The organism is Methylobacterium sp. J-118 (assembly GCF_057836565.1).
The window spans coordinates 4213047-4235194 of record NZ_JBYQFA010000001.1 but is presented as its reverse complement, the minus strand read 5'-3'; the positions used below and the strand labels follow the sequence as shown (position 1 = coordinate 4235194).

The following is a 22148-nucleotide window of genomic DNA, read 5'->3' as shown; positions in this document are numbered from 1 at the left end:
TGAGGGCTCAGGCACGGGTGGATCTCAACGGCGGGGCGGCCAGAAGTTTGGCTCGGTGCGCGTGACCGGCGGCAGCACGACCGTGGTCGCCAGGGGGATCGTGCCGTAGCAGTGCGCCTCCGGCGGATGTCGGAAATCCTCGTAATCCGGCACACGCACCTCGCCTTCCGGCGGCTCGCCGGCCGCGCTGATGATCGCCTGGAGGCCGGCGAGTTGTTCCAGCGCCCCGGCGATCGTCTGAGCTGCCGGACCGTACACCTCACGCACGATGCGCTCGGCCTCGGCACGGGCCTTCACGGCCTTGGCGTGCTTCCGCCGCCGCTCCGGCTGCGCCGCCCGCTCGCGTTCGGCCAGCTCGGCGAAGCGGGCTTCGGCGGCTTCGATGACAGCCGCAGCGCGTTCGACCCGAACGCGGGCGGTCGCAAGCTCATCATCGAGCTTCCGGATCATCTCAATGGTGGCGCTCGCGAGAATGCGGCGGCGCTCGCGCTCCAGATCGGGAACCTGGAGCGCGGCGGCGGCGTGTTCCTGCCGCCAGCGGTGAAGGTCGCCGTCCGTTTCGATCCGGGTCGGCAACGGCAACGGCACCGGATCGAAGTGCAGGGTGCGATCGTCGGCGAAGCTGGAATTCTGGATGGGGTCTAACATGTATCAAGTCTCCGGGTGAACGGGTTCGGCCCGCAGGGAGCGCGGGAGAGAGCGGGGCGGGACGCGATTTTTTGGTCCGGCCGGATTGGCTGGAATCGACCGCCGGGAGGCGTGTCAGGGTCCGCCGGGCACCACGCCGGCAGCGTCGGCCGCGTCGAGCTGGTCTTTGGGTAGGCCGAGGCCTTCCGCCAGGGCGCGGCGGTAGGCAGAGAGTGCTTCCTCCCGTAGCTTGCGCAGGTACGGGCGGATGACGTGAGGCCCGACGCCGGCCGCCTGCGCGAGGTCGGGGGCTACCTGTGCCGCCGTCATGTCGAAGGCGCCGCGAAACAGGGTGATGGCTTCGTGAGCGGCGGCGATCACGCCTTCTCGCGGCACGAGCTTGCCCTGCATCTCGTCCAGTTCGATCCTACTGCGCTCGGCCTCGTTCTTCGTCTTCTCCGCCCGGGCCTCGGCATAGGCGCGCGCGGCGTCCGAGGTAGGGCGGCTAGTCGTTCCGGGGCGGTCGCGCAGGCGGTCGTACTGCGCGACGTTGACCCGGGCAACGCGGCCGCGGGAATCGCGCTCGACTGTCAGGTCATATTGCTCGACAAGTCGTTTGACGATGCCGGACACGGATGGTCGAGATGTGCCGTCACGATCGGCGATTTCCGCCACTGTGAGCATTGCAGATGACGCAATGGTCTTAGTCACCACAGCCCCCTATTAGCCTGTTAGGCGTGATTTCGACATCACGCTACTAGAAAGAACCTGCGCCTCTATAGCCCGCAATTCGTTTTTGACCCCAGAGGGACCCAAAGACGCCGGGGGCTCCCGATCGGCCGGGCTCTTACCCGCCCCTCCCGCACCATCCGGCCGCGGCGGCCCGATGGTCTCGCCATCCGCGGCGGTCGCCCGACGCGGCGCTGCCGCCTGCCCGCTACAGCCGTCGCTAGCGCGCCGCCCTTCCGGTGGCGTTCCTGAATGGTAAACAGAAGAATAAGAATAGAGCTATCCGCGCGGGCGCGCGTGCGTGCGCGTACCCGCGTGAAGTTGGGCAGGTCCGCCGGGTTCGCCAAAGCTCTGGATTGCAACGGGGATCTCGGCGGCAACCTCATCAGGGCTGGTTAGCCGAGGTTGGCCGCGCGGATCAGTTGGCCGCGTCAGGATCAGGACTGTACAGCCAATCAATCGGTTGGCCAAGCGCTGCCTCAAACGCGTCGCGGCAGGCCTTCAGGGCCGGCAACACGTAGTGATAGACCCGCCGTCCCTCCCCGCCATCGTAGACGGTCCGGCGGTCGTTCCGTAGTCCAGGCACGAGGCGGTTCAGCGCCATACCGAACTCAGTCTCGGCCGCGCGGCGACGCACGCCGATCTTGTCCGACACGGTGAGATAATCGCCGAACAGCTTGGCGCGCGGGACCTCCCGTTCCCATCCGTCCGCGTCGGCGGTCGATATCCCGGCGTCGAGGCGCCCGTACCACCAACTGTCGATCGGGTTGAGGGAACGGATCTTCTGCTCCAGCAGTGCGGGCGTGGCCGGGATGCGCCGGACGTTCACGGTGCTGAGATCAAAGTGTAGCAGGTCGTAGAGAAGGGCCTCGCGCCCGCCATCCGCCAATTCTCGGTCCATAGTGGCGAAGTATTCGTGGTTCTGTGCGCAGTGATCGCCCACGTCAATTACGCAAAAACGTCGCTCTTCCTTCCCGGCTGGGACGATCCAGTCCTCGTTGCTGGTCATGATTAGGTGGACGAAGTTGTCCATCTGGAACGGATCGAGGCCCTTGCCCTCGATCATCTGCGTCGAGGAGGTCACGAGGCTCTTGAGCCGGCCCTCGGCCTCCTTGTCGCCCGCCCAGACCGCCTCCTCGGCCTGAAGCAGCAAGCAGCTCGCCATGTGCGCGTTGAACTGGCCGACGACGTAGCGGCCATCGTCCACCAGGGAGAAGTGCGAGGGGAACAGGCTGCCGCCGATCTCGCCGACCTTCGTCTTGCCGGTGCCCATCCGGCCGCGCAGGACGAGCGCCGTGCCGACCCGCTCACGGGGCCGCTGAACCATGTGGGCGAACCAGCCGAACACCCAAGCGCACAACCGCGGATCGCCCCGGCAAACGTTGGTGAGGAGATGATCGGCAAAGGTTGGATAGCCGAGATCCTTTCGGATCGGCGTCACGGCGAAGCCGCGCCACAGGTTGAGATAGCCGTCCGAGCCGATAGCTCGACCGGGATCCGGCCGAAACTCGACGCCGACGTACTGGCGCCGCTCGGGGCTCGCGAGCCACGCGGCCGACCACGGCACCTTGCGCACCGTCCCGTCGGCCTCGGTGATCTCCATGTGGCGGTTGGCGAGCCACGCCTTGAACGCGTCGATCGTCAGAAAGCGCAGGCGATCCTTAATCGGGCCGTTCGTCTGCTCACGCATGATGACGGCGCGGTTGCCGATCAACACGAGCGCCCACTCGGCGTTCATACGCTCGACGCTGTAGCCGTTCGTGCGGATCGTCTCACCGCCAGTCGCCGCGCCGAACGCGTCAGCAGACCTCGAATTTTGGCCCGTGGCAGCCACGGTGACGTTTTCGCCAACTCCAGCTGCCGTCCCCGCGTCGGTTGCCGCCCTTGGCCTTCCCACGCGATTTCTCGGGACCGGCTACGTCCCCCTGGCTCATAGCGCCGGGACTCGTGGCAGCTTGGATGGTCTCGACGATCCGATCGATTGCGTCAGGCATAGGGGTGGATCCCGATCATGCGGGCGACGAGGAGCGCGGCATCGGGCCGGCCGAGCTGGTGGAGGAAGCCGGCGAGGTCGATCAGATCGCGGCCATGCGCGCCGGTCTCGGGATCGTCCCACTCGCCGGCCGGCTCGATCCGCAGGACGGTGCCGCCCGAGGATCGCGGGTTGCCGGCTCTCCACCCGAGGTCCTGGCGGCAGAGGTCGGGTAGCCAAGCGGTAAGCAGCGGCTCGGCGCGACGTGCGGCATCGCGCGCGATCCGGCCAAAGGCCAGACGACGGTGGAGGATCATGGCGGCTCGCGGGCAGGTGTCCGACCCGGCGGCCGGCTCGATCAGGCGGAAGCGTTTCGCTCAGTTTTGAGCGGAAGCGGCAGGTCGTCGGCGCGGATGACGGCGATGCGCTCGCCGGGGCCGATCGCTAGCAGCGTCGCCCCGACGCGTGCCGGATAGGGCAGTACCAGCGTGCGCGGCTCGCGGGTCGGGTCGGGTATGTGGCCGCTGGCGGCGTAGAGCGGACCGCCGAAGGCCTCAATGCGGACGAGGAGCGAAGCGCGATCCTCCAGAGGGCCGCATGGCGCCATCGGTTGACGCGCCGCGACGGTAGGGAGGTCGCCGGCTTCGAGGGTAGCGCCCGCCAGGACCTGCGGAGCGGCGGCGAAGTCACTGCGGCGGTATATCTCGACGCGGGCCACCGTCACGGGCGATCCTCGGATGTGCCCTCAGTCGAAGGTGCCTCGCGTCGCGCGGCAGCCTCTTGCTCGGCGAGCCAGCGGGCGCACCCCGATTTGCTCCAGGCCGTCTTCCCGCCGATCTTGAACAGCGGGAGGGTGCCATTGGCATGCAGGTGGTAGACCTGCGCGGGCTTGAGGTTCATGTGGCGGGCGATGGCCGGCACGCCATAGAGCAGATCGCCTTCTTCGGCCTGCATGTCGCGTCTCCAAGTCGCGTTTATGTCGCGTTGAGTTGCCGGGAGGCGGTCCCGGACCGTCATAAGCCGTTGAAATTATTTGGCAGCGGCCGAAAGCTTGGCAGAAACAAGCGAGCCGCCCAAAGGCGGCTCAAGTTATTGTAAACGCATTGATTTTCGACGTTCGATATTGACCTGCCCCCAGTCGTTCGAGAGCTGCTCGTAGGTGGTGCCGAGCGCGGAGGCGACGTTGCGCAGGCCCGCGCGCTGGAAGTGCTCGAACACCGAGTTCGGGTGGCTCGGGTTGGTCAGCGTCACCTTCTCGCCGGGCGCCGTGAAGTTGACCTTCACGCCACCGAGGCGCATCGGCGCGGCGTCGTGGAAGCCGAGCCGCATCTTCTGGTAGGCCGACAGGCTCTCCTCGGGCTCGTCGCCCATCATCGAGGCGAGCTGTTCGTGGTCGAACGGGCTCTCGATGAAGGCGGCCAGCACCGCGTTGAGCACGGCAGCCTGCAGCTCGGCCTCGTCGTAGCGGCCGAGCATCTTGAGCTTTTTGACCACCGAGGCGAGCGGCGGCACACCGCGCACGGCCTCGCCGCGGTCGGCCTCGAAGGCGTGGACGACGACGCGGCGCCCGAACCGCGTCTCCCGCGGCACGCGCTCCCAGCGCCACGGCTCCATGCCGACATACCAGTCGCCGGGGTGGGCCACGCGGATGTGGTAGGCGATCGGCGCGCCGTCGGCGTCCATCTCGACGCCCTGGCGCAGGCCCTTCTGCTCGTAGAGCCCCTGCGGGTTCGAGAGCCGGTCCGGGTCGATCACCTGCACTGCGGTGGCGAACGGACCGCCGCGCGGGCGCCACAGGATCGCGGCCAGCGCCTCGCCATCCATCATCCGGTGGCGGAACGCGAGGGCGAGGATCCCGCCCATGCCGGTGCGGCGGCCGACGTCACACCAGCAGTCCGGATCGTCGGCGTAATCCTTCCACGCCGCCTCGATGTCCGAGGCGAACTCGTCGGCGGCGTCGTAATCGACCTCGCCCTTGGGGGTCCGGAGGCCGAGCGAGCGGGCGTTCGGCTTGGCCGAGAGGCGCCAGCCGGCGCCGATGATGCTGTCGACGATGCGGGTCACGCCGCCCGAGGCCCAGCCATCGTTGCGGGCCAGATCGTGGACCCGCGCGATCAGCGGATCGCGCTCGCCGAGCAGGGCGGAGGCGCCCGACGGGTTGTGGGGCTCCCACGTCACGAGGTCGGTGTCGTGGCGCGAGGCGCCGGTGAACGAGGTCGCCATCGCCCGGCTTGAGCGGGCGAGGCCGCGGGCCGCGGCCGGCAGCGTGGGGGCGGATCGGGCCACCGGCAGGCCGTCGGGCCCGAGGATCTGGGGGCCGCTCATCCGAACAGCACCCGACGGCCGCGCGTGCGCCGCAGGCCGGTGCGCTGATCGAGCGGAACCCCGAGCTGCGCCTCCAGGCTGTTGATGTAGGCGAGCAACTGCCCGGCCTGGACGGCCGAGTAGCGCATGTAGCCCTGCCCCTCGTGGCGGATCTCCACGAGCTGGCGGCCGGTCATGAGATCCTGATAGGCCGCGCGGGCGGCATCGAGCATCGCCTGCGTGACCATCGGTTCACCTGCGGTTGAGGGCGGCGAGCGCCGCCATGCCCCGGGGCTTGTCAGCCTCGGGCTTGGCGCCGGCCGCGGGCTGCGGGGCGAGGCCGAACATGGCCGGGAGCTTGCGCGGGGCGTTGCCGACCTCCGGCAACACCTCGGGTGCCACCGGGTCGGACGCCTCGCTCGCGGCGACCGGATCGGCGGCCGTGAACAGGTCCGGTGCGGCGGCGACCGCACAGCGTTGCCGCCACAGCCGCGCCCAGCGCTCGGCCGAGAAGCCGTCGACGCCGATGCCGATGGCCAGCGCACGTGCGCCGACGACGCAGTCGAGCGCCTCGTTGGCTTGGCCGACCTTCTTCATCCACTCGCGCCGGTCGCCCGAGCGCTGGTGGAGCGCTCGGCGGGCGTTGCCCTTGGCCTCCTCGCGCGGGTCGATCAGGATCTCCGCCGTGAGCTGGCGGCACTGGTCCTCGTCGATCAGCTCGGCGCACAGGTGCAGGGTCTCGGCCGGGAACTTGCCGCCCGCGTCGCGCCCGGCGACGAGGTTGGCGAGCCCCTGGTAGATGCGGCTCTTGATCCCGAAATTGCCGATGAGGTTCAGCGGCACCTTCTCGATCACCCGCCCGTGCTTGTCGTGGATCTTGCCCTCGGTGCGGCGGTTGGGCAGCGCGTCCGGACGGTTGGCGCCCTTGCACGCGATCAGGCGGTGCGAGCGGCCCTTGACGCGCAGGTACAGCTCGGTCGCCTTGTTGCCGGTGTCGATGCCCCAGCGGTCGACTAGGATCTGACCGCCGCCTTGCGTCGGGTACGTCCGGATCAGCAGCTCGTCGACCTCATCCCAGGCCTCGTCGCGCTCGGGCGGGTGGGCGATGATGCCCCGGTCGACGATCCAGCCCTCGGCGCGCGGTCCCCAGGCCCAGACCGCCCATTCCAGGCGGTCGTTCTGCACGTCGATGAAGCCGGTGAGCACGGCGGCAGGGTACGGCACGACCCGCGGGGCGTACTCCTCGCGGGCGGCGTGGAGCTTGTCGGCGTCGGGCGCGTCGGATTTCGGTTCGTAGGGTTCGCCCAGGTCCTGCTGGACGTGGGACTTCATGAGCACCGGGTTGGCTTTTGACGCCTGCCCACGCCGCCAGATGTCGGTCCAGGCCTCCAGCGGCGAGTAGGCCGCCCAGATGGCGTAGCTCGGCTGCCACGCGCGGCACCGGCCGGTGCAGGGGTCGCACAGCCACGCCGCGATCGCCTCGGCCGGGATGACCTCCGGGACGGCGGGCTGGCCCGGCTCGACCCGCGTGGGCACCCAGTGGCCGGCGGCCAGCATGTCGCTCCGATCGGCCTGCTCGATCAGCGCGCCGCAGTCGGAGGCCTGACACGTGAACGTCGTGCGCCAGCCGGTCGAGGCGGCCGGCGCCTGCATCCGCTCGGGCACGAGCATCTGGAAGGCGCCGCAGTGCGGGCACGGCACGTAGCGGCGGCGGCGGTCGCCGGCCTCGTACATCGCCGTGATGCGGCACCGGCCGGCGATGCCGGGGGTCGAGCAGTTCAGCTCCTTGGCGAGCCCCAGGCCCGTGTAGGCCTTGAGGCGCGCACGCGACTGCTCGATCGGGTCGCCGCGGCCGTCGGTGTCGAAAGGGTACTCGGAGACCTCGTCGCGAGCCATGTACCGGATGGAGACCATCTGCAGCCCCTTCGAGGAGCTGGCGGTCACGATCTGGTTGAAGCCGCCGACGAAGCGCTTGAACGAGGTGGTCGAGGCGGCCTCGTCGCGCGAGTTCTCGGCCGCGACGCGGTGGCGGATCTTCGGGCTGGCGTCGATCGCCGGCTGCAGCTTGACCCGGTTGAACTTGATCGCCTCGTCGAGCGAGGGGAGCATGGTCATCATCGGGCCGGCGGCGCGGTCGACGATGAAGCAGAACCAGTTGACGACGATCTCGGACTTGCCGATCTGCGCCGAGCACTTGAGCGTGACGCTGGCTGCCGGATGGTCCGGGTGCAGGCAGTCCATCGGCTCGCGCAGATGGGGCATCCGGTCGGTGCGCCACGGCCCCGGGAAGGGCGAGCCCGACTCGGCCGCCACGATCCGGAAGCGGTCGGCGTGCTGGGAGACGGTCAGCTCCTCGACCGGCTCGCTCGCCTCCAGCAGGGCGCCGAACAGCACCTCGCGGCCGAGCGGCAGGTCGGCCACCCGCGCCTGAAGTGTCCTCGCCATGGGCCGGCCTCTCTCCGGCGCGGTTGAGGCCCCTAGGCCTGGGCGCCCTGGCGCCAGATCCACGGGCCGGAGCGGCGCAGCCGCTCGCGGAAGGTCGAACGGTGCGCCCGCGAGGCCGCAGTGCGCACGCGATGGGCGGCGAGCACGTCGGCGAGCGCGTAGCGCCACAGACGGGGCACCAGAACGAAGGCGACGATCAGCGCGAGGAACACGTAGCCCATGGATCCACTCCGGCGCGGGCAGAACCGCCCGAGGTCAGACGCCGGCCGCCTCCCCCGCCTCGATCTGAAGGCCGGCGGTGAGCGAACGGCGGAACTCGTCGAGCGCCTGCTCCTTGAGCTTGCGCAGGTGCGGGCGGATCACCCGGGGGTCGGCGCCGGTCGCGCCGGCGAGCCGGTCGGCCGTGTCTTGAAGCGCGATGTCGAAGGCGCCGCTCATCTTGGCGATCGCCTCCAGGCCGGCGGCGCGCACTTCGGTGACCGAGGTGAGCAGACCGCGCCGCTCGGCGAGGTCCATCTCGCGCAGTCCGGCGTCGGCCTCCTCTTTGCGCGCCTTGGCGGCCGCGCCGTGCTTGCGATCGGCGTAGGGGGCCTCGTCGGCGACGTTCAGGTTCTCGCCGCGATGCGCCACGAAGGCCGCGTACGACACCAGGGTGTCGCGGCCCTGGCGCACGGGGTTGAGCGCGTCGGCGTAGCGCGTCACGTAGCGCGACAGCGTCGAGCGGTTGGTCTTCTGGCCGGCCTCGGTCAGGCGGCGATGCAGCTCCGAGATCGAGACCAGATCTGTGCGATCCGTGCTCATGTCTGTGCCGTTCTGTGCATCGGTTTGAAAACCGAGCCACTAGAAAAAACCTGCGCCTTTAAAGCCCGCAAGACCGGCGAGCCCGGGAGGGACCCGCGCCCGGGGCCGGGGGCTCCCGACTGTGGCAGGCCCGCAACAGAGTGTGACCGGTCGGCCACGCGCTGTCCGGGCCGGGGAAGTTCACCCTCGGCCGCCCGTGGATCGGGCGACCGAGGGGCGCAGCCGTGCGCCTCCGCTGACAGCGTGAGGAGGCCGTTGGCTGGCGTCTCGAATGTCTCAGGTCAGGTCCGGCGGGGCGTGAGCCGCTTGGCCAGATCCTGCGCGTCCCGGTTGAGCGACCGGGCGATTGTCTGCGCGCCGCGCGCTGCCGTCCGTGCGTCCGCCCGACCGATGGCGCGGGCGATGCCCCGAAGGGCGTCACGGCGCTCGGCGCAGCGGCAGCCCATGGCGGACATCCAGACTTGTGAGGTAATGCCCGGCGCAGGCGGGCGCCCGTGCGGTGCGCCTACGAACCGACAGGCGGCGCCTCGTCGGGGCCGCGCCGGGCGGGCTCAACGAAAAACCCCGCCGGGCGAACCGACGGGGTTGTTCAGGTCATGAAGACCCTAGCCCGTTGCTATCAAAACATCTGTCATACTGTCAAGCTGTCACCACGTGCCGAACCGGCGAATTTTTGCGGATCGGGCGCGCAAGGGCGCGGGGAAGGCCCGCAGGCGCGGCAAACTCAGTCTGGGGCATGGGTGTCGGGTCGACACGATCCTTTAGCGGCTTGAGCCGGCGGCCGCGCAGAATGCGAGGGGTAAAGGCGACATCGTCCATCCAAGGCCGCGCCGGGCGGACCGGTGGCTCGATCGCGAAGCGCTCCAGCTTGTCCACAAGCTCGGCGTGCAGGAGGTGGAGCGCGGCCACGTAGATCTCGTGCTGGCCGCGGTCGACGATACCCTCCACCGGGTTCGGGGAGAGGTATGGCTTCTGGTAGGCATCGGGGAACGGCATGCGCCGCTTGCGGTCGAAACCGTCGACCTCGATCTCATAAGGACCGTCCGCGCCCTGCACGAGTTCGCGCCGGAACCAGCCCGGTCGGCCCTTGCCGACGCAGACCATCTTGACCGCAGGCGGCTCGATCTCCCAGCCGGGCTCTCCGTTGAGCACCGCGAAGCGCATCACGAGGCGGCGCACGCCGCCCTTGAGCGTTCGGTCGCCCTTGGCGTCCACCGCAGTCAGATCGGCGAGCGCTTCATCGACCGCCGCACGGCCGAGCCGGCCCGCGTCGAGGTCGATGCGGTGGAGCAGGCCCACGTCGCCCAGATCCGTGATCGGGTTCCAATCGCCGGGCAGACAGAGTTCTAGCACGTCGAGGGATTCCATTGCTTCGGCGGCCCGGATGGCATCCGGGTGCGGGTCGTCGTTCGCATACCGGTCGGGGATCACGCCCCAGCGGTTCTCGCGGGCGTAGTCCACCAGTGCGCCGACCTCGGCCATCGCGATCACGCCGCCCATGCCTGACCCGAACCCGGCCGGCCCGACGTCGCCTACCTCGCACTGCGCCTTAGGCAGCTCGTCCCGGTAAGCCCACTTGAGGAACGCCTCGATCCCGATCCGCTTGCGCATGGTGAGCCTCGCTCGGGCCAGCGCGGGCGGTTTGCGGCGCGGGCTAGGATCGAAGCGTAGAGCGGGAATATTATCGAAGGCTTTCAAAAGCTTAGCCGCGTTGGGCGCGGCGGTTCTGTCCTACCTGTCCTACTTCTCGAAGATCTTAAAAAGAAGGTGGGACACGCTAACTCGCTGATTTCATTGGCGCCGTCCTACCTGTCCTACCTGTCCCACCTGTTTCTCCCGTGAATCACATTTCGAGCGCCGGTTCGCCGCTGCGGGAGATCGGGATCGAAGGGGGGAGCGCGTTTCGCGCGCGCGGGCGCGAAAAAAGGTAGGACAGGTAGGACAGGTAGGACAGTGCCAATAAAATCAACGACTTGGCCTGACCCACCTCCCCCGGGTGTCCTACCTCGACGTGGGACAGAGCGGATCGGGAGAGGTCGATTCCCCCCTTAGCTCCCGGTCTCTCCAGGCTTCGGGTCCTCATCCCAAGCCACAGGCTGGGAGAGTTCGGTCTCGAACAGGACGCGGGCGTCGTCGAGCGGGGGCAGCACGTAGCACCACAGGCGCTTCAGGCCAACGTGGCCGTCGCTGACGCTGATGCGCTCGCGTTTCAGCCCCGGCACGAGCCGGCGCATCTTGATCCCGAAGCTCGTGATCTCGGACTTGCGCTTGATCCCGATCTTGTCCGCGCTGGCGATGTAGTCGTCGAACAATTCGTCGATCGGCATGTCGCAGCGCCAGTACTCCATCTTGGCGGTCGGTGTGCCGGCAGCGAGCCGCTCGAACCACCAGCTCTCGACGGCGTCGAGCGAGCGCAGCTTCTGTTCGAGCAGCGCCTCGGTCTTCGGGATCTGGCGTAGGTTCACGCTCGACAGGTCGAAGTGCAGGAGGTCGTGGAGCAACGCCTCGCGGCCGCCGTCGGCGAGCTGCTTGTGCAGCTCGGCAAAGTACTCGCCGTTTTGGGCGCATCCGTCGCCGACGTCGATCACGCCGAAGCGACGTTCGTCCTTGCCGGCCGGGATCACCCAGTCGTTGTTCGAGGTGATGAGCAGGCGCACGTAGTTCTTGAGTCGGATCGGATCGACGCCCTTGGATTCGATCATCTGCGTCTCGGCCGTCACCAGCCCCTTGAGCCTGCCCTCGGCCGCTTTGTCGCCGGCCCAGAATCCCTCATCCGCCTGGAGCAGCAGGCAGCTCGCCATGTGGGCGTTGAACTGGCCCACGAGGTAGCGGGGATCGTCGACCAGGAAGTAGTGGCTGGCGATCAGGGAGCCCATCACCTCGCCGATCGTCGACTTGCCGGTGCCCATCTTGCCGCGGAAGACGAGGGCCGTGCCGATCCGCTCGCGCGGGCGCTGCATGATGTGGGCGAACCAGCCGAACACCCAGGTGGCCAGCGTCTTCGAGCCGCCGCAGACGTTGGTGAGTAGGTGATCGTAGAAGATCGAGTAGCCGCTGGATTTCGCCTGCGGCGTGACCGTGAAGCCCTGCCAGAGGTTGAAGTAGCCCTCGGTATTGGGAGCATTCTCCGGGTCCGGGTAGAACTCGATCCCGCGATACTGGCGGCGCGAGCGGGCAACGAGCCACGCGGCGGCCCAGGTCGTGCGCTTGATCTTGCCGTCCTTGTCGAGGTGCTCGGTCGGCCGGTTCATGAACCAGGCCCGGAAGGCGTCGAGGGTCAGAAGCTTAACCCGGTCCTCGATTGGCCCCTCGGCCTGCTGCTGCATGATGACGGCTTTCGAGCCCATCAGCACAAGCGCGAACTCGGCGTTCATGCGCTCGACGTCGAAGCCCATCGGGCGCGGAACGAGCGGCGCGTCGCCGTCCGCGTCCGGCACCGGCGCGTCGGAATCACCCTCGGCGACGTCGTCAAAGGGCGCGCCAACGTCGTCAGCCGCCTCCGGGTCGGCCTCGGCGGCGTCCGCGATGATGCGGGCGATGCGGTCGGTGGGATCATCGGCGCTCACGGCGGGCTCACTGGATGGTCACGTGCGGGGATGGTCACGTGCGGGGCCGGTTGACCGGCGGGGTGGGCAGCGCGATGCAGGGCCGCGAACCGCGAGGGGCCTGATGCCGCTGGAGAGCGACTGGCTGCTGGAGGCGGCGGTCGACCTGCGCACCGAGGCGCACGTCCGGTTCGCCATGCGGGACGGCGACACGCTCGTGCCGTGCCGGGTGTCGTTCGCTGCGTTGCGCGGGCTGGTCGACGGCGTGGGCGTACCGTTCGATCCGCTGGCCGTGTTTCACGGCCACAGCGCCGCAGTCGAGGATGCTGCGAGCGAGCAATACGACCGCGAAGGTCCGCGGGGCGGGTGGGTCGACCTCGACGAGGCGAATCTCGACTGACGCGGCTGTCACCCACCGGCTCGCATTGCCGGGCACGGTGTGGCCGTGCTCGGCCGGCCGCCCTAGGTCCAAAAGCCGTCCTACAAGAGAGCCTTCATGCCCATCCCCACCACGACCGACCTTAACGACGAGCCGAGCGACGACCTTGCGATGGTCAACGGTCTCATCGCGCGCAAGGAGGCCGGCGAGCCGGTCGACGGGGATATCTTGGCGTTGCTCACCGACATGGAGCGAGTTGGTCTGACCGCCACGGAGGCTTACTTGGCGCTCGACGCCTATAGGCCCGGTGGAGCGGTTGGTGCGACTGGTGGGGATACCGATATCGAGTTGCAGCCGTAGCGTCTGGGCCATAGCTTTACTCCGTTGTCGTCAAGAGGTCGGCGAGCGCGCCCTCTTGGCCGAGTAACCCCCGCAAAAAATCAGCGGTGGCGCCGGCCATCTCGGCCCGGCGCTTGGCCTCGAACGCCGCGATCCGATAGCTCTCGGGCGTGTTGAAGCCCGGCAGCAGCGAGCGGTCGCCGTAGGTGCGCCCGGCGGCCAAGCCCTCCAGGTGTTCGTGCTGGAGCGCGGCGTCGGTCGCGGCGCGCCGCGCCTCAACGTAGAGATCGAGCAGCGTGAACCCGCGCAGCGTGCGGGCGAGGTCGAGCGCGGGGGCGGCGCTAGCTACCACCGTCACGATCGCGGCGGCGGGGATGGGCGCTGCGGCGGCTGGTTCCTCGGCGGGCGGCAGCTCAGGTGGCTCGACGGGGGCGGCCGGCTCGGGCACGGCCCGCTTGGCGAGCGCGGCCTTGGCGCGCCGGATCGCGTCTTCGGCGAGCAGGCGGATCGGTAGGCCACTGGCCCGGATATCGGGGTTCATCGGCGGTAGGGTCATCGGTGAAGCCAGGACAAGCGCGTCCATCACGCGGCGCTCCGGAGCATGTCGTTGAAGTCCCGGCCGGGTTCGGCCCAGGCGATGCCGACGTGGCGACCGGGGCGGGTCAGCCGGGCCTTGGCGCGGGCGAGCGCCATCTCGGTGTCGAAGCGGTCGGAATCGCCGTCGCCCAGCAGGATCACCACGCGCACCGCGTCGGGGATCGTGAGCGCGAGGCTGTCGGGATCCGGGATCACGCCCGGCACGCGCGCCGCCTTCCCGTCGCGTCGCGCGCGGTGGGGGTGGCGGACGCGGTCGAGCGCCGCGCCGGCGAGGTTGCCGAGGCTCACACTCGACCAGACGGCGGCCTCGGCGGCCAGCGGCAGGTCGCGACGCGCCAGCGCGCAGAACACCGATAGGCAGGTCTCGATGCCCTCGCCGAGGATCAAAACGGTCGGGTCGGTCCGGCGCACCAGCTCGATGCGGCCACCGAGCACGGAGCCGCGGACCTTCTTGGCGGGCAGGATCTCGCCGGTGTCGGGATCGGCGATCGCCGCCTTGCCGTCGGCGCTGTTCGGGTCGAGCCAGGTCTGATGGACCCCGCAGAATCGACCATCCGCGCCGGTCAGGCCCGCGAGCAGCGCCGGTCCGACGTGTAGCGTCCGGTGCGGGCGGCCGCCGTGGCCCGGCTGGACATAGGGGTGGGCGGCCGAGAAGCGCAGGTGCGCCCCGGGTGGGGCCGCCAGCTCGCCGCGCCGATGCAGGTAGGCGGCCGCGGCCGAACCGGGGACGAGCGGGGCGGCGGCGGTCCAGAACCGACGGGCCCGCTTGATCTCCGCCATCCGGAAGCTGTCCTCGGCGACCTTGCGGGCGTGCGCCTCGGCGGCGACCGCGGCCTGGCGCGCCTCCTGGGCGGCCTGGCGCCGGGCCCGATCCTCCGGCGTCTCCGCGCTGTCGCGGCCGGGCGCGGGCCGGCCGGTGAGGCTCTCGACGGCACCGAGGAAGTCCAGGCCCTCGACGTACTGGGCGAGCGCGATCACGTCGCCGCCGCGGCCGGCGGCGCGGCAATGAAAGACGCCCTTGCGCGGGGCGATGGAGAATCGATCTCGGCCGCCGCAGGCCGGGCACGGGCCGACCCATTCCGAGCCCTGGCGGCGCAAGGAGGGCGAGTGGGTCCGGGCATAGGCGAGGAGATCGTGGCTCCGCGCCTCGTCGATCCAGGCGTCGAAGGCGACCGACTGGGCGAGGTCAGCCATCGGCGACCTCGCGGCCGAGCCGGGCGCGCAGGAGCGCGTTCTGCGCCTCCAGGCCGGCGATGCGGGCGTCGGCCGCCCGCAGCCGGTCGAGGGCGGCGGCGTAGCGCTCGTGGAGGCGGGCCAGGGCAACGACGGCCTCGGACCGGGCGCGATCGGAGCGGTGCTGATCGGTCCGCGCCGCGCGAAGCTCGACGTCGAGGCGCTGGGCAGCAGCGCGGGCGATCAGCGTATCTTGGCGCAGCGCCTGCTGGTCGGCACGGGAGAGCTGCGGTGCGGGCAGAGTGTCCGGAGTATTCCCCGGTTTGACCACCGCCGAGCGTGCGGCACGAACGTCGGCCGCGCGCTCGCGACGGCGGCGACGCCGTTCGGCATCGGCTTCGGGGGGGCGGGGAGCCAGGGGTGAACGTCGCTTGGCCATGGCGCGTGACCGGTCCGGGTTGCGGGGTCTCGGGGGCGGCCCGGACACGGCGAAGCCGACCGCCGGCCATGGTGGGCCGCGGGTCGTGCGATGCGTGTCTCGGATAGCCCCCGAGGATCATCGATCCCGCGCTGACGCGGCGGGAGACGTCGGCCCGTCCGCGTGACGCGGATCTATGGCCAGTCGCTTTGGGTGGGCGCGGGACGGCGCACCACCGGGGACGCCTCCGGGGGCGGACCCGTCCCCGGGGGGCAGAGGATGCGGTCGGCGGCCGCCTCGTGGGCGTCGGCGCGATCGCAGTGATGGGTGAAGCGGTCGCCGGCGCGCTCGGCGAGCACGCGGTGGCGCCACTCGCGGAAGCGGTGCCAGTAGAAGCGGAAGGCGCGCGTCACAGGGGCGCCTCCACCCCGGCGTCGAGCGCGAGCCGCGCGTCGATGTCGGCTTTCTGCTGGAGCAGGCGTTGCTTGCGCTCGCGGCGGGCGGCGAAGTCGAGCCAGGCCGGGGGCGTGCGCATGCCGGCCGCGAAGAACTCCGGTCCGTAGGAGTGCATGATCGGCCCCCACCAGTCGAAGGACGGTCGGGCCGTGCCGGTGAACCATTTCTCGACCGTGCGCACGGGCGCGTCGAGCATGTCGGCGACGCACTGCTGCGGCTTGACCGGGTGGATCTTGCGCCACTCCTCCACCCAAAGCTGGGATTCAATCGCCGCGAAGTGGGCGAACTTTGCACCAGACCTTCGCATCAACTTCTCCGATGCTGAATGCATCGGAGAAGTTGGCTTGGCGAAAGGAGGGGCGATGACGGAGCTGGCGGCCATGTCAGGACGCGGCTCCGGGTGCGATCGCGGCGGTCAGACCTTGGCGGGCTTCCACCGGCGCGATCGAGAGACGGGACGGGGCGGCCGACCTCAGAGCGAGGGCGGCCGCCGTCTCCACGGTGAGATCATCGAACAGCGAGGCGCAGTCGAATTCGAGCGCGTCGCAGAGCTGGCGCAACAGGGCGCCCTGATAGGCGCGCCACGCGTCGCCCCCGGCCGTCACGCGGGACAGGGTCGGGCTGGGGACGAGGCGAGGCGGGAGGGTCGGCTCGAAAGGGACCGGAGCGAAAGGGCTCGAAGCCCCTCGGCCCCGGTCAGTTTCGGGTCTCGGATGCCGAACCGGCATCTCCGCGGCCGAGGGCGGCACGACGGCCCGCGGAGCTGGGGCGACCGGGCGCGTCATGGCGCGTCTCCGGTCAGGAAGGCGATGAGTGCGGCGCGCGCGGCGTCGTCGACGATGGCGTCGACGGCCAGCCCGCGCACGCTGACGCGCAGGGTGCGCTCACCGTGCGGGTGGAACACGGATACGCGCACGGACCCGTCGGCGGTCGTCAGACCGAACGGGTCGGGGATCAGACGGGCGGCCGGGGATCGTGAGGGGATCGCCCCGGCCGCCGCCCCGCCGCGGACCGGACAGGTCATGGACTGGTCGGCGGGCGAAAGGAAACGGATGTCGTCGTGGGCCACGTCACAGCCCTCCCGTGAGGGAGAGCGCGGCGTAGGTCAGCGCGTACCAAAGCGTCAGGGTCAGCGGCACGCCGATCCAGAAGCCTCGCACGACGCCCCGCTGACGCCACGCGCACAGAGGTTTGTCAGACGCGGACGGGCCGGGCGCGCTGGCGCGACCCGTCCGCGCTGCTACCATCGGAGCTGCAACACCACCGATGGAAGCTGTGGGACTGGCATGCTCGAAACCAAAGATTACTGGACGATCGGCATGTCCGGCGCCGCATTGGCAGTGTCTCTCGGCGCGTTCACAGTTTCTGTCTTCAACTTCGCGCTCGCTCGTCGAAAGGATCAGCGAGACATCGATGCCAAGAAGCCGCTCGTGGAGATTGACGCACCTGCTTGTGATGGCCTCGGGCCATGGGAGATCACGGTTCGAATCACGAACAGAGATGAAGTGCCGATCTTCGTTGAAAAGCTCTTCTCCGACAGCAACCGCATCGTCAACCTGACAAACTGCCGAATTTGCGCGGTTCCACTGATTGAACTCACAGATCCCAGCGCGCTGAACTACGCCAACCTTCAAATGAAGCTTGGACCGCAAGAAGGCCGTGAATTTGGGTGCGAAATTTATGCATACAAAGGGAGGCGCCTGGGTTCGGACGCGCACATCAGCTTCGGCCTGGAGTACAGGCGCGGGTCGTCGGAAATCTCGCGTCAGCGTCTCCCGGTTCTCACGATCCTCAATCCCTGATGGACCACCACGATGCCGAGGACGATCACCGCCAGGTCCGTGATCGCCAGCGCCCAGTCGATCGGCGTGAGGGAAGCGAAAAAGGGCCGCATCGGAGCGCTCCGGAGTAGACCTGATTGGCGAAAGGATCTGAACGCGCATCACGCCCGCACTCCCTCGGGGTGAAGGTGTGGGGTTGGACGCAGCGTCAGGTTCCCCGCGAGCACGAGAACAAAGGCGTCGCGCTCGACGGCAGGCGTGTTCCAGTACGCCCGCATTACTGCGTCGAGGCGTGAACCTTGACTCGGCTTTGCGAGCGCTTCGCGGATAGAATGCTCAGCTCGAACCATCTCGTGGCTAGTTTCAAGGTGATCAGACATGGCAGCTATCCAAGCGACGTGTCCGCATTGCGATACGCAGAACAACTCTTTCCCGATCGCACACGCGAGGTCTTGGCCGCTCACTGCCGAAGAACGGATGATCCAATCGCCTACCCAGTCTACGACGCGACGGATCAGTGCGCAGTCTTACTGCATTCAGTGCAACAAGCCGGTCGGTTTTGTACTCTTTCGAACTGGAACTGCACATACATTGGCGGGTTTCGATGGTTCGGCAAACGCTCTGGTCAGCAACAACACCGGCATTGAGCCGCTCGGTCTGACCGTGGAAAACGTTTTCCCGACCAACATCCCGCATCGGACGCCGCAGCATTTGCCGCAGCACATCAAGCGTGCGTTCGAGCAGGGCGAGCAGAACTACAGGCTCGGCAATCCCGACGCCGCAGTCGCCATGTACGCCAAGGCTCTGGAGGCAGGCCTGCGTTGGCGCTTTCCAGGAATCAAGGGAATGCTCAACGAGATGATCGGCACGTTGCTGACCAAGAAGCTTCTGCCGCCGGAGATCGGCGACTGGGCGCATCAGGTCCGGCTCGTGCGAAAGGAGGCAGTCCACGATGGCGACGAACTGACTGCCGAGGACATGGAGGCCGGACGCAACTTCGCCGACGCGGTTCTGCGCTACACGATCACCTTCCCCACGGATGTCGCGGTACGCCGCGGGCGACCAGCGGAGTCGATCTTGCCCGGCTGGACGCCGCCCGACGAGCAGGCGTGAAGCCGAATGCCCAACGTGCCGGCCCTCGGAGCTGACGGGATCGCAGGAGCGCATCAGAGGGGCGCTCCCGCGGGATGGGGGTGGGGCGCCGGACGCCTCACTTCGGTCGATGGGTACAGGTCGGGACGCAGATCATGACGAGAGACCCCGGTCTCGCGCTCTACGTCGAGGACCCGCAATGGCGGCACTCGATCCCACTGCCCAATGGCTTGTGAAGTGATGCCGAGCCCGCGGCTGAGAGCGACGGGACCGCCAGCGCGCTCCAAAGCGAGCTGAAGCCCCTGTTGGCCTCTCGCAAGATCAATCGCGCGCTGTTCGTCTACGTCGCTCATGTCGGCGATGTAAGCACGATGCAAGCGTTAATGCAAGTGACACTTTCATTGAACCGCGGAAGGGCGGCCTTACAGTGGCGCTCATGGAGAATGAGTTCGGACAGGCTCTACGGGCCGCGCGGAAAGCCAAGCGTCTGACGCAGACGCAGGTCGGTGCCGAGTTAGGCGTAAGCTACTCGGCAGTAGGGCAATGGGAAACGGGAAAGACTAAGCCGAGTATAGAAAACTACGGTGACTTATGTAGGCTTATAGATCTGCCCGACAGCGCTAAAGCAATCTACGAATTTGATGCTATTGGTTATCGTCTGGAATTCCAAGAGCCTGCCGCACAGAGCCCAAAATCAGATAAGACCACGCCGGACTTTGTGCGTGTCGCTGATCGAGATGAAAGCTTTCCATTTAAAACAAGAATGTTGCGGGACGTGCCTGTCTATGGAGTAGTGGCAGCAGGCGATGGTAGAGCCTCCGGCGACTTCTACTTTAATGGATCGATTGATGAGCATACCGTGAGACCAAACGGAATCTCAACCGAAACACAGATCTATGCAGTATATGTAATAAGCGATAGTATGTCTCCGCGATTTGAGCCCGGAGATCTAATCTTTGTAAGCCCCGTTAGGGCCCCTGCTATCGGTGATTACGTTGTCGTTGAGCTGAAGTCGCCCGTCGATGACATGGCCGGTCCCGGCTACATTAAGAAGCTGCTGAAGCGAAGTCCGACAACAATACGTCTGGGTCAATTCAATCCGGCGGCTGAGATTGATCTGCCTGTCGCCGACGTGAAGGCCGTCCACCGCGTTTACCCCTGGCACGAGCTGGTCGGGGCCTAGCGGCCCAAGCCCCACTTACATTTTTGCTTGCAAGCAAATGCAAGCCGTGCTTTCATCGTGTCATAGCGATGGAGCCCGCCCGTGCCCGCCTTCCCGACGATCCGACCTCGCGCGGTCGGCAATGACCTCGTGCAAACAGTCCACGCTCGCGACCTTCATGCCTTTCTGGATGTTGGTCGCGACTTCTCAAACTGGATCAAGGCGCGCCTTGCCAAGTACGGCTTCCAAGCTGGCGCCGATTTCGTGACCGAACAGGTTTTCGCCAGATCTGGCGAAAACCTCGGCGGACGCCCGGCCACGGAATTCCACCTGACGCTTGATACGGCGAAGGAACTCGCCATGGTCGAGAACAACGACCAAGGCCGCGCCGTTCGTAGGCACTTCATTGAGGCCGAGCGTCGCTTGCACGCGGTTGCCTCCGGCCTCGCATCTCATCCGGCCGTTGCTGAGAGCATCGCGGTCCGTATCCGCTTGGTTGCCCTCTGTCAGCGCACTCACGGCGCCGCTGCCGCGCGGCACCTCTGGCTCGCTCTCGATCTCCCGGCAATGCCGGAGATGCAGCGACCTCCTGCCCAATCGGAACTTCCGCTCGATTGGCCCGAGCGGCCAGTCCGCGGCCACGCCTGATCCGCCCTCGTCCAGCCCAACGTCGATGGAGCCCGCCATGCTCGATCCCGCCGGCCTCGCGCCGACCGCTGCCCCGCTCCCGCACGTCCTCACCGCCCTACGCGAAGACCTGACTCAGCGTCGCGTCCGTTTGGTGCTGTGCGACGAAGTTGATCGCACCCATCCCTCCGACGGACCCGGCCTGCGCGCCGAACCCAACGGGACGGGCGGCTACTACGTCGGGAGGCGCACCCTCGTCTCCGTCGACGATGGGCCCGCGGTCACCTTCGAGCGCTTCTGCCTGGACCAGAACGGCCTGACCAAGTTCGAGAAGCGCAGCTTGCTTGCCGACCTCGCCGCATGCGGGACGTTCGGCGACCCGGCCACCGGTCTGACGGTCCGGGTTCTCCCCGCCGTCGAGAACGACGTCTCCGGCGCTCGGATGGCGGCAGACGCTCGACTCGCCCGGGTCGACGCGCTCGTGTGTCAGCTCGGCGAAGCCCGCCGCCGGTACGCGGCCGACACCGCCTGCAACGCCTGGACGCTCGAACAGGCGGCCAAGGATCTCGCCCGCGCGGCCGACGAGCTGGCCCAGGCATTCGCCGCCCGCGCGGAGCTGGCGTGATGGCCCAGGTCGCGCGCCTGCCCACGATCACCGAACGCACCGCCCGCGCCCAGGCCGAGCGTCACCTGACGCTCGCCTACGACTGCCTGGCCAACGCGGTGATCGCGGCGGGTTCGACGCTCTCCGCCGACACCGTGCGCAACGCGACCGAGCTGCGCACGATCCTCGACGCCGCGATCACCAACCTCGTGGTCGCCCGCGCCCGCCTCGACGATCGGGTCGGGGGCTGAGATGCGGATCGAGCGCCGTGACCGCCTGACCCCGATCCAGTGCGTCGCGCTCCTCGACGCGCAGGAAGGCCTGTGCCCGCTGTGCGAAGAGCCGATCATCCCCGGCGAGCCCACGCGCGACGAACACCTGCGAGCGCTCGGGCTCGCGGGCACGAACAATCTCGGCAATCGTGCCATCGTCCACGGGGCCTGCGCCGACGCCAAGACGGCCGGCCCGGACGGAGATATCGCCCGGATCGCGCGGGCCAAGCGCAAGCGTGCGGCCGTGTTCGGTTTCACGGCGGGACGCAGCCGGCGGCCGATGCCGGGCGGTCGTGGGAGCCCGTTTAAACGCCTGATCGGCGGCGGCGTCGCTTGCCGCGCCACCGGGGAGCGGCTGTGATGCTCATCAGCCAGATGGTGTCGGACAAGTCGCGCCCGAACTACGAGACGGCCTTCCGAAAGGCGCTCGACCTCCAGACGTCTTGGGCAGAGCCCGGATGGCCGCTCCCGAACCTTGAGGAGCTCACGCCGCAGTCGTTCTGGTCCTCCCAGACGGAGAACAGCCCCACGCTCTGGACGTGGCAGCAGTCACGCAAGATCGACGGCGGATGGTGTCACGTCACGATCCTGTTCCGCGGACATGGCCATCTGCCGGATGGCGGCTTCGCCGTCCTCAGCCCGTCGGGCTCCGACATCGAGGGCCGGCCCGTTCGATACTTCCGCTGGTCCGCCTGCGCCCACGACTATCGCAGCAAGACGATCGGCAACTGCCTGCGCCGCTACACCTGCACAAAGTGCGGGGCTGCGCACGACGTCGACAGCAGCGGTTGAGGCGACGCGATGTACGGCGCCCTCATCTTCGTC

The 22148-nt window shown here is 68.3% G+C and carries 33 protein-coding genes; 10 read left to right on the top strand and 23 right to left on the bottom strand.

The features are described 5' to 3' along the window. Positions 1–24: 24 nt before the first annotated feature. From AC3IF3_RS20620 to AC3IF3_RS20550, 15 genes are all read right to left on the bottom strand, one after another. The gene (locus tag AC3IF3_RS20620; RefSeq protein WP_489230115.1) at positions 25–582 is read right to left on the bottom strand and encodes a hypothetical protein; all 558 of its coding nucleotides are present in this window, start codon (positions 580–582) and stop codon (positions 25–27) included. A 180-nt stretch (positions 583–762) separates the two neighbouring features. Next, a complete protein-coding gene (locus AC3IF3_RS20615) occupies positions 763–1338 on the bottom strand; it encodes a MarR family transcriptional regulator (RefSeq protein ID WP_489230114.1) in 576 nt (191 codons plus the stop codon). 436 nt (positions 1339–1774) lie between these two features. Next, complete coding sequence (locus tag AC3IF3_RS20610; RefSeq protein ID WP_489230113.1) at positions 1775–3190, bottom strand: DUF5906 domain-containing protein; 1416 nt, start codon at positions 3188–3190, stop codon at positions 1775–1777. Between the two features lie 152 nt (positions 3191–3342). Beyond that, the gene (locus AC3IF3_RS20605; RefSeq protein WP_489230112.1) at positions 3343–3645 is read right to left on the bottom strand and encodes a hypothetical protein; all 303 of its coding nucleotides are present in this window, start codon (positions 3643–3645) and stop codon (positions 3343–3345) included. Between the two features lie 41 nt (positions 3646–3686). After that, on the bottom strand, positions 3687–4052 hold the full coding sequence (locus AC3IF3_RS20600; RefSeq protein ID WP_489230111.1) for a hypothetical protein: 366 nt from the start codon (positions 4050–4052) through the stop codon (positions 3687–3689). Next, positions 4049–4282 (bottom strand): helix-turn-helix transcriptional regulator, encoded by a 234-nt coding sequence (locus AC3IF3_RS20595; RefSeq protein ID WP_489230110.1) that lies wholly within the window; start codon positions 4280–4282, stop codon positions 4049–4051. Before AC3IF3_RS20595 ends, AC3IF3_RS20600 begins: the two co-directional genes overlap by 4 nt. A 135-nt stretch (positions 4283–4417) precedes the next feature. Next, entirely contained in the window at positions 4418–5653 is a 1236-nt protein-coding gene (locus AC3IF3_RS20590; RefSeq protein WP_489230109.1) for a phage portal protein, read from the bottom strand. After that, complete coding sequence (gpW, locus tag AC3IF3_RS20585; RefSeq protein WP_489217980.1) at positions 5650–5880, bottom strand: gpW family head-tail joining protein; 231 nt, start codon at positions 5878–5880, stop codon at positions 5650–5652. The genes AC3IF3_RS20590 and gpW overlap by 4 nt, the downstream gene beginning before the upstream one ends. Before the next feature lie 4 nt (positions 5881–5884). After that, positions 5885–8077 carry a terminase gpA endonuclease subunit gene (locus tag AC3IF3_RS20580; RefSeq protein ID WP_489230107.1) on the bottom strand — a complete coding sequence of 731 codons (2193 nt, stop codon included), beginning with the start codon at positions 8075–8077 and terminating at the stop codon, positions 5885–5887. A 32-nt stretch (positions 8078–8109) separates the two neighbouring features. Further along, positions 8110–8298: a hypothetical protein gene (locus AC3IF3_RS20575; RefSeq protein ID WP_489230106.1), complete on the bottom strand. Its 189-nt coding sequence runs from the start codon at positions 8296–8298 to the stop codon at positions 8110–8112. Between the two features lie 34 nt (positions 8299–8332). Beyond that, the gene (locus AC3IF3_RS20570) at positions 8333–8878 is read right to left on the bottom strand and encodes a hypothetical protein (protein ID WP_489230105.1); all 546 of its coding nucleotides are present in this window, start codon (positions 8876–8878) and stop codon (positions 8333–8335) included. Positions 8879–9159: 281 nt separating this feature from the next. Next, positions 9160–9324 carry a hypothetical protein gene (locus AC3IF3_RS20565; protein ID WP_489230104.1) on the bottom strand — a complete coding sequence of 55 codons (165 nt, stop codon included), beginning with the start codon at positions 9322–9324 and terminating at the stop codon, positions 9160–9162. 193 nt (positions 9325–9517) lie between these two features. Further along, positions 9518–10489 carry a hypothetical protein gene (locus AC3IF3_RS20560; protein WP_489230103.1) on the bottom strand — a complete coding sequence of 324 codons (972 nt, stop codon included), beginning with the start codon at positions 10487–10489 and terminating at the stop codon, positions 9518–9520. Positions 10490–10721: 232 nt separating this feature from the next. After that, positions 10722–10865, bottom strand: coding sequence for a hypothetical protein (locus AC3IF3_RS20555; RefSeq protein ID WP_489230102.1), 144 nt, complete (start codon positions 10863–10865; stop codon positions 10722–10724). Positions 10866–10926: 61 nt separating this feature from the next. After that, a complete protein-coding gene (locus tag AC3IF3_RS20550; RefSeq protein WP_489230100.1) occupies positions 10927–12444 on the bottom strand; it encodes a DUF5906 domain-containing protein in 1518 nt (505 codons plus the stop codon). Between the two features lie 103 nt (positions 12445–12547). On the opposite strand from AC3IF3_RS20550, the gene AC3IF3_RS20545 reads away from it, so the two are divergent. Both AC3IF3_RS20545 and AC3IF3_RS20540 read left to right on the top strand, forming a co-directional pair. Further along, the gene (locus tag AC3IF3_RS20545) at positions 12548–12823 is read left to right on the top strand and encodes a DUF1488 family protein (protein ID WP_489230099.1); all 276 of its coding nucleotides are present in this window, start codon (positions 12548–12550) and stop codon (positions 12821–12823) included. Positions 12824–12919: 96 nt separating this feature from the next. Further along, the gene (locus tag AC3IF3_RS20540; protein WP_489230097.1) at positions 12920–13162 is read left to right on the top strand and encodes a hypothetical protein; all 243 of its coding nucleotides are present in this window, start codon (positions 12920–12922) and stop codon (positions 13160–13162) included. Positions 13163–13178: 16 nt separating this feature from the next. Here the strand turns inward: AC3IF3_RS20540 and AC3IF3_RS20535 are convergent, their stop codons facing one another. The 7 genes from AC3IF3_RS20535 to AC3IF3_RS20505 form a co-directional block, all read right to left on the bottom strand. Beyond that, positions 13179–13724: a hypothetical protein gene (locus tag AC3IF3_RS20535; protein ID WP_489230095.1), complete on the bottom strand. Its 546-nt coding sequence runs from the start codon at positions 13722–13724 to the stop codon at positions 13179–13181. Further along, a complete protein-coding gene (locus AC3IF3_RS20530) occupies positions 13724–14932 on the bottom strand; it encodes a DUF7146 domain-containing protein (protein WP_489230093.1) in 1209 nt (402 codons plus the stop codon). Before AC3IF3_RS20530 ends, AC3IF3_RS20535 begins: the two co-directional genes overlap by 1 nt. Next, positions 14925–15350: a hypothetical protein gene (locus tag AC3IF3_RS20525; RefSeq protein ID WP_489230092.1), complete on the bottom strand. Its 426-nt coding sequence runs from the start codon at positions 15348–15350 to the stop codon at positions 14925–14927. Before AC3IF3_RS20525 ends, AC3IF3_RS20530 begins: the two co-directional genes overlap by 8 nt. A gap of 173 nt (positions 15351–15523) precedes the next feature. Further along, the gene (locus tag AC3IF3_RS20520; RefSeq protein ID WP_489230091.1) at positions 15524–15742 is read right to left on the bottom strand and encodes a hypothetical protein; all 219 of its coding nucleotides are present in this window, start codon (positions 15740–15742) and stop codon (positions 15524–15526) included. Beyond that, complete coding sequence (locus AC3IF3_RS20515) at positions 15739–16092, bottom strand: hypothetical protein (protein WP_489230090.1); 354 nt, start codon at positions 16090–16092, stop codon at positions 15739–15741. Before AC3IF3_RS20515 ends, AC3IF3_RS20520 begins: the two co-directional genes overlap by 4 nt. Positions 16093–16168: 76 nt before the next feature. After that, positions 16169–16390: a hypothetical protein gene (locus tag AC3IF3_RS20510; protein WP_489230089.1), complete on the bottom strand. Its 222-nt coding sequence runs from the start codon at positions 16388–16390 to the stop codon at positions 16169–16171. A 176-nt stretch (positions 16391–16566) separates the two neighbouring features. Beyond that, the gene (locus AC3IF3_RS20505; protein WP_489230088.1) at positions 16567–16854 is read right to left on the bottom strand and encodes a hypothetical protein; all 288 of its coding nucleotides are present in this window, start codon (positions 16852–16854) and stop codon (positions 16567–16569) included. 217 nt (positions 16855–17071) lie between these two features. Between AC3IF3_RS20505 and AC3IF3_RS20500 the strand changes: the two genes are divergently transcribed. Both AC3IF3_RS20500 and AC3IF3_RS20495 read left to right on the top strand, forming a co-directional pair. Continuing rightward, on the top strand, positions 17072–17587 hold the full coding sequence (locus tag AC3IF3_RS20500) for a hypothetical protein (protein ID WP_489230087.1): 516 nt from the start codon (positions 17072–17074) through the stop codon (positions 17585–17587). Positions 17588–18157: 570 nt separating this feature from the next. Then, positions 18158–18679 (top strand): DUF4145 domain-containing protein, encoded by a 522-nt coding sequence (locus AC3IF3_RS20495; RefSeq protein ID WP_489230086.1) that lies wholly within the window; start codon positions 18158–18160, stop codon positions 18677–18679. Positions 18680–18732: 53 nt separating this feature from the next. On the opposite strand, the gene AC3IF3_RS20490 is transcribed toward AC3IF3_RS20495, so the two are convergent. After that, complete coding sequence (locus AC3IF3_RS20490; RefSeq protein ID WP_489230085.1) at positions 18733–19011, bottom strand: transcriptional regulator; 279 nt, start codon at positions 19009–19011, stop codon at positions 18733–18735. Positions 19012–19094: 83 nt separating this feature from the next. On the opposite strand from AC3IF3_RS20490, the gene AC3IF3_RS20485 reads away from it, so the two are divergent. The 6 genes from AC3IF3_RS20485 to AC3IF3_RS20460 all read left to right on the top strand — a co-directional run bounded on the left by AC3IF3_RS20485 (position 19095) and on the right by AC3IF3_RS20460 (position 22115). Then, positions 19095–19841 (top strand): helix-turn-helix domain-containing protein, encoded by a 747-nt coding sequence (locus tag AC3IF3_RS20485; protein WP_489230084.1) that lies wholly within the window; start codon positions 19095–19097, stop codon positions 19839–19841. Positions 19842–19922: 81 nt separating this feature from the next. Beyond that, positions 19923–20468 carry an antA/AntB antirepressor family protein gene (locus AC3IF3_RS20480; protein WP_489230083.1) on the top strand — a complete coding sequence of 182 codons (546 nt, stop codon included), beginning with the start codon at positions 19923–19925 and terminating at the stop codon, positions 20466–20468. A gap of 37 nt (positions 20469–20505) precedes the next feature. Further along, entirely contained in the window at positions 20506–21072 is a 567-nt protein-coding gene (locus AC3IF3_RS20475) for a hypothetical protein (RefSeq protein ID WP_489230082.1), read from the top strand. Further along, positions 21072–21302 (top strand): hypothetical protein, encoded by a 231-nt coding sequence (locus AC3IF3_RS20470; protein WP_489230080.1) that lies wholly within the window; start codon positions 21072–21074, stop codon positions 21300–21302. The genes AC3IF3_RS20475 and AC3IF3_RS20470 overlap by 1 nt, the downstream gene beginning before the upstream one ends. 1 nt (position 21303) lies before the next feature. Beyond that, positions 21304–21684, top strand: coding sequence for a hypothetical protein (locus tag AC3IF3_RS20465; protein ID WP_489230079.1), 381 nt, complete (start codon positions 21304–21306; stop codon positions 21682–21684). Then, positions 21684–22115 (top strand): hypothetical protein, encoded by a 432-nt coding sequence (locus AC3IF3_RS20460; RefSeq protein WP_489230078.1) that lies wholly within the window; start codon positions 21684–21686, stop codon positions 22113–22115. The genes AC3IF3_RS20465 and AC3IF3_RS20460 overlap by 1 nt, the downstream gene beginning before the upstream one ends. Positions 22116–22148 lie beyond the last annotated feature (33 nt).

What these genes read in the sequence shown, in the direction of transcription:
- AC3IF3_RS20460 (WP_489230078.1), top strand. Translation starts at nt 21,684, where the DNA reads ATGCTCATCAGCCAGATGGTGTCGGACAAGTCGCGCCCGAACTACGAG.
- AC3IF3_RS20525 (WP_489230092.1), bottom strand. Translation starts at nt 15,350, where the DNA reads ATGGCCAAGCGACGTTCACCCCTGGCTCCCCGCCCCCCCGAAGCCGAT.
- gpW (WP_489217980.1), bottom strand. Translation starts at nt 5,880, where the DNA reads ATGGTCACGCAGGCGATGCTCGATGCCGCCCGCGCGGCCTATCAGGAT.
- AC3IF3_RS20560 (WP_489230103.1), bottom strand. Translation starts at nt 10,489, where the DNA reads ATGCGCAAGCGGATCGGGATCGAGGCGTTCCTCAAGTGGGCTTACCGG.
- AC3IF3_RS20595 (WP_489230110.1), bottom strand. Translation starts at nt 4,282, where the DNA reads ATGCAGGCCGAAGAAGGCGATCTGCTCTATGGCGTGCCGGCCATCGCC.
- AC3IF3_RS20605 (WP_489230112.1), bottom strand. Translation starts at nt 3,645, where the DNA reads ATGATCCTCCACCGTCGTCTGGCCTTTGGCCGGATCGCGCGCGATGCC.
- AC3IF3_RS20470 (WP_489230080.1), top strand. Translation starts at nt 21,072, where the DNA reads ATGGCCCAGGTCGCGCGCCTGCCCACGATCACCGAACGCACCGCCCGC.
- AC3IF3_RS20570 (WP_489230105.1), bottom strand. Translation starts at nt 8,878, where the DNA reads ATGAGCACGGATCGCACAGATCTGGTCTCGATCTCGGAGCTGCATCGC.
- AC3IF3_RS20580 (WP_489230107.1), bottom strand. Translation starts at nt 8,077, where the DNA reads ATGGCGAGGACACTTCAGGCGCGGGTGGCCGACCTGCCGCTCGGCCGC.
- AC3IF3_RS20540 (WP_489230097.1), top strand. Translation starts at nt 12,920, where the DNA reads ATGCCCATCCCCACCACGACCGACCTTAACGACGAGCCGAGCGACGAC.
- AC3IF3_RS20545 (WP_489230099.1), top strand. Translation starts at nt 12,548, where the DNA reads ATGCCGCTGGAGAGCGACTGGCTGCTGGAGGCGGCGGTCGACCTGCGC.
- AC3IF3_RS20530 (WP_489230093.1), bottom strand. Translation starts at nt 14,932, where the DNA reads ATGGCTGACCTCGCCCAGTCGGTCGCCTTCGACGCCTGGATCGACGAG.
- AC3IF3_RS20565 (WP_489230104.1), bottom strand. Translation starts at nt 9,324, where the DNA reads ATGGGCTGCCGCTGCGCCGAGCGCCGTGACGCCCTTCGGGGCATCGCC.
- AC3IF3_RS20465 (WP_489230079.1), top strand. Translation starts at nt 21,304, where the DNA reads ATGCGGATCGAGCGCCGTGACCGCCTGACCCCGATCCAGTGCGTCGCG.
- AC3IF3_RS20515 (WP_489230090.1), bottom strand. Translation starts at nt 16,092, where the DNA reads ATGCGAAGGTCTGGTGCAAAGTTCGCCCACTTCGCGGCGATTGAATCC.
- AC3IF3_RS20590 (WP_489230109.1), bottom strand. Translation starts at nt 5,653, where the DNA reads ATGAGCGGCCCCCAGATCCTCGGGCCCGACGGCCTGCCGGTGGCCCGA.
- AC3IF3_RS20485 (WP_489230084.1), top strand. Translation starts at nt 19,095, where the DNA reads ATGGAGAATGAGTTCGGACAGGCTCTACGGGCCGCGCGGAAAGCCAAG.
- AC3IF3_RS20475 (WP_489230082.1), top strand. Translation starts at nt 20,506, where the DNA reads ATGCTCGATCCCGCCGGCCTCGCGCCGACCGCTGCCCCGCTCCCGCAC.
- AC3IF3_RS20490 (WP_489230085.1), bottom strand. Translation starts at nt 19,011, where the DNA reads ATGAGCGACGTAGACGAACAGCGCGCGATTGATCTTGCGAGAGGCCAA.
- AC3IF3_RS20500 (WP_489230087.1), top strand. Translation starts at nt 17,072, where the DNA reads ATGCTCGAAACCAAAGATTACTGGACGATCGGCATGTCCGGCGCCGCA.
- AC3IF3_RS20535 (WP_489230095.1), bottom strand. Translation starts at nt 13,724, where the DNA reads ATGGACGCGCTTGTCCTGGCTTCACCGATGACCCTACCGCCGATGAAC.
- AC3IF3_RS20575 (WP_489230106.1), bottom strand. Translation starts at nt 8,298, where the DNA reads ATGGGCTACGTGTTCCTCGCGCTGATCGTCGCCTTCGTTCTGGTGCCC.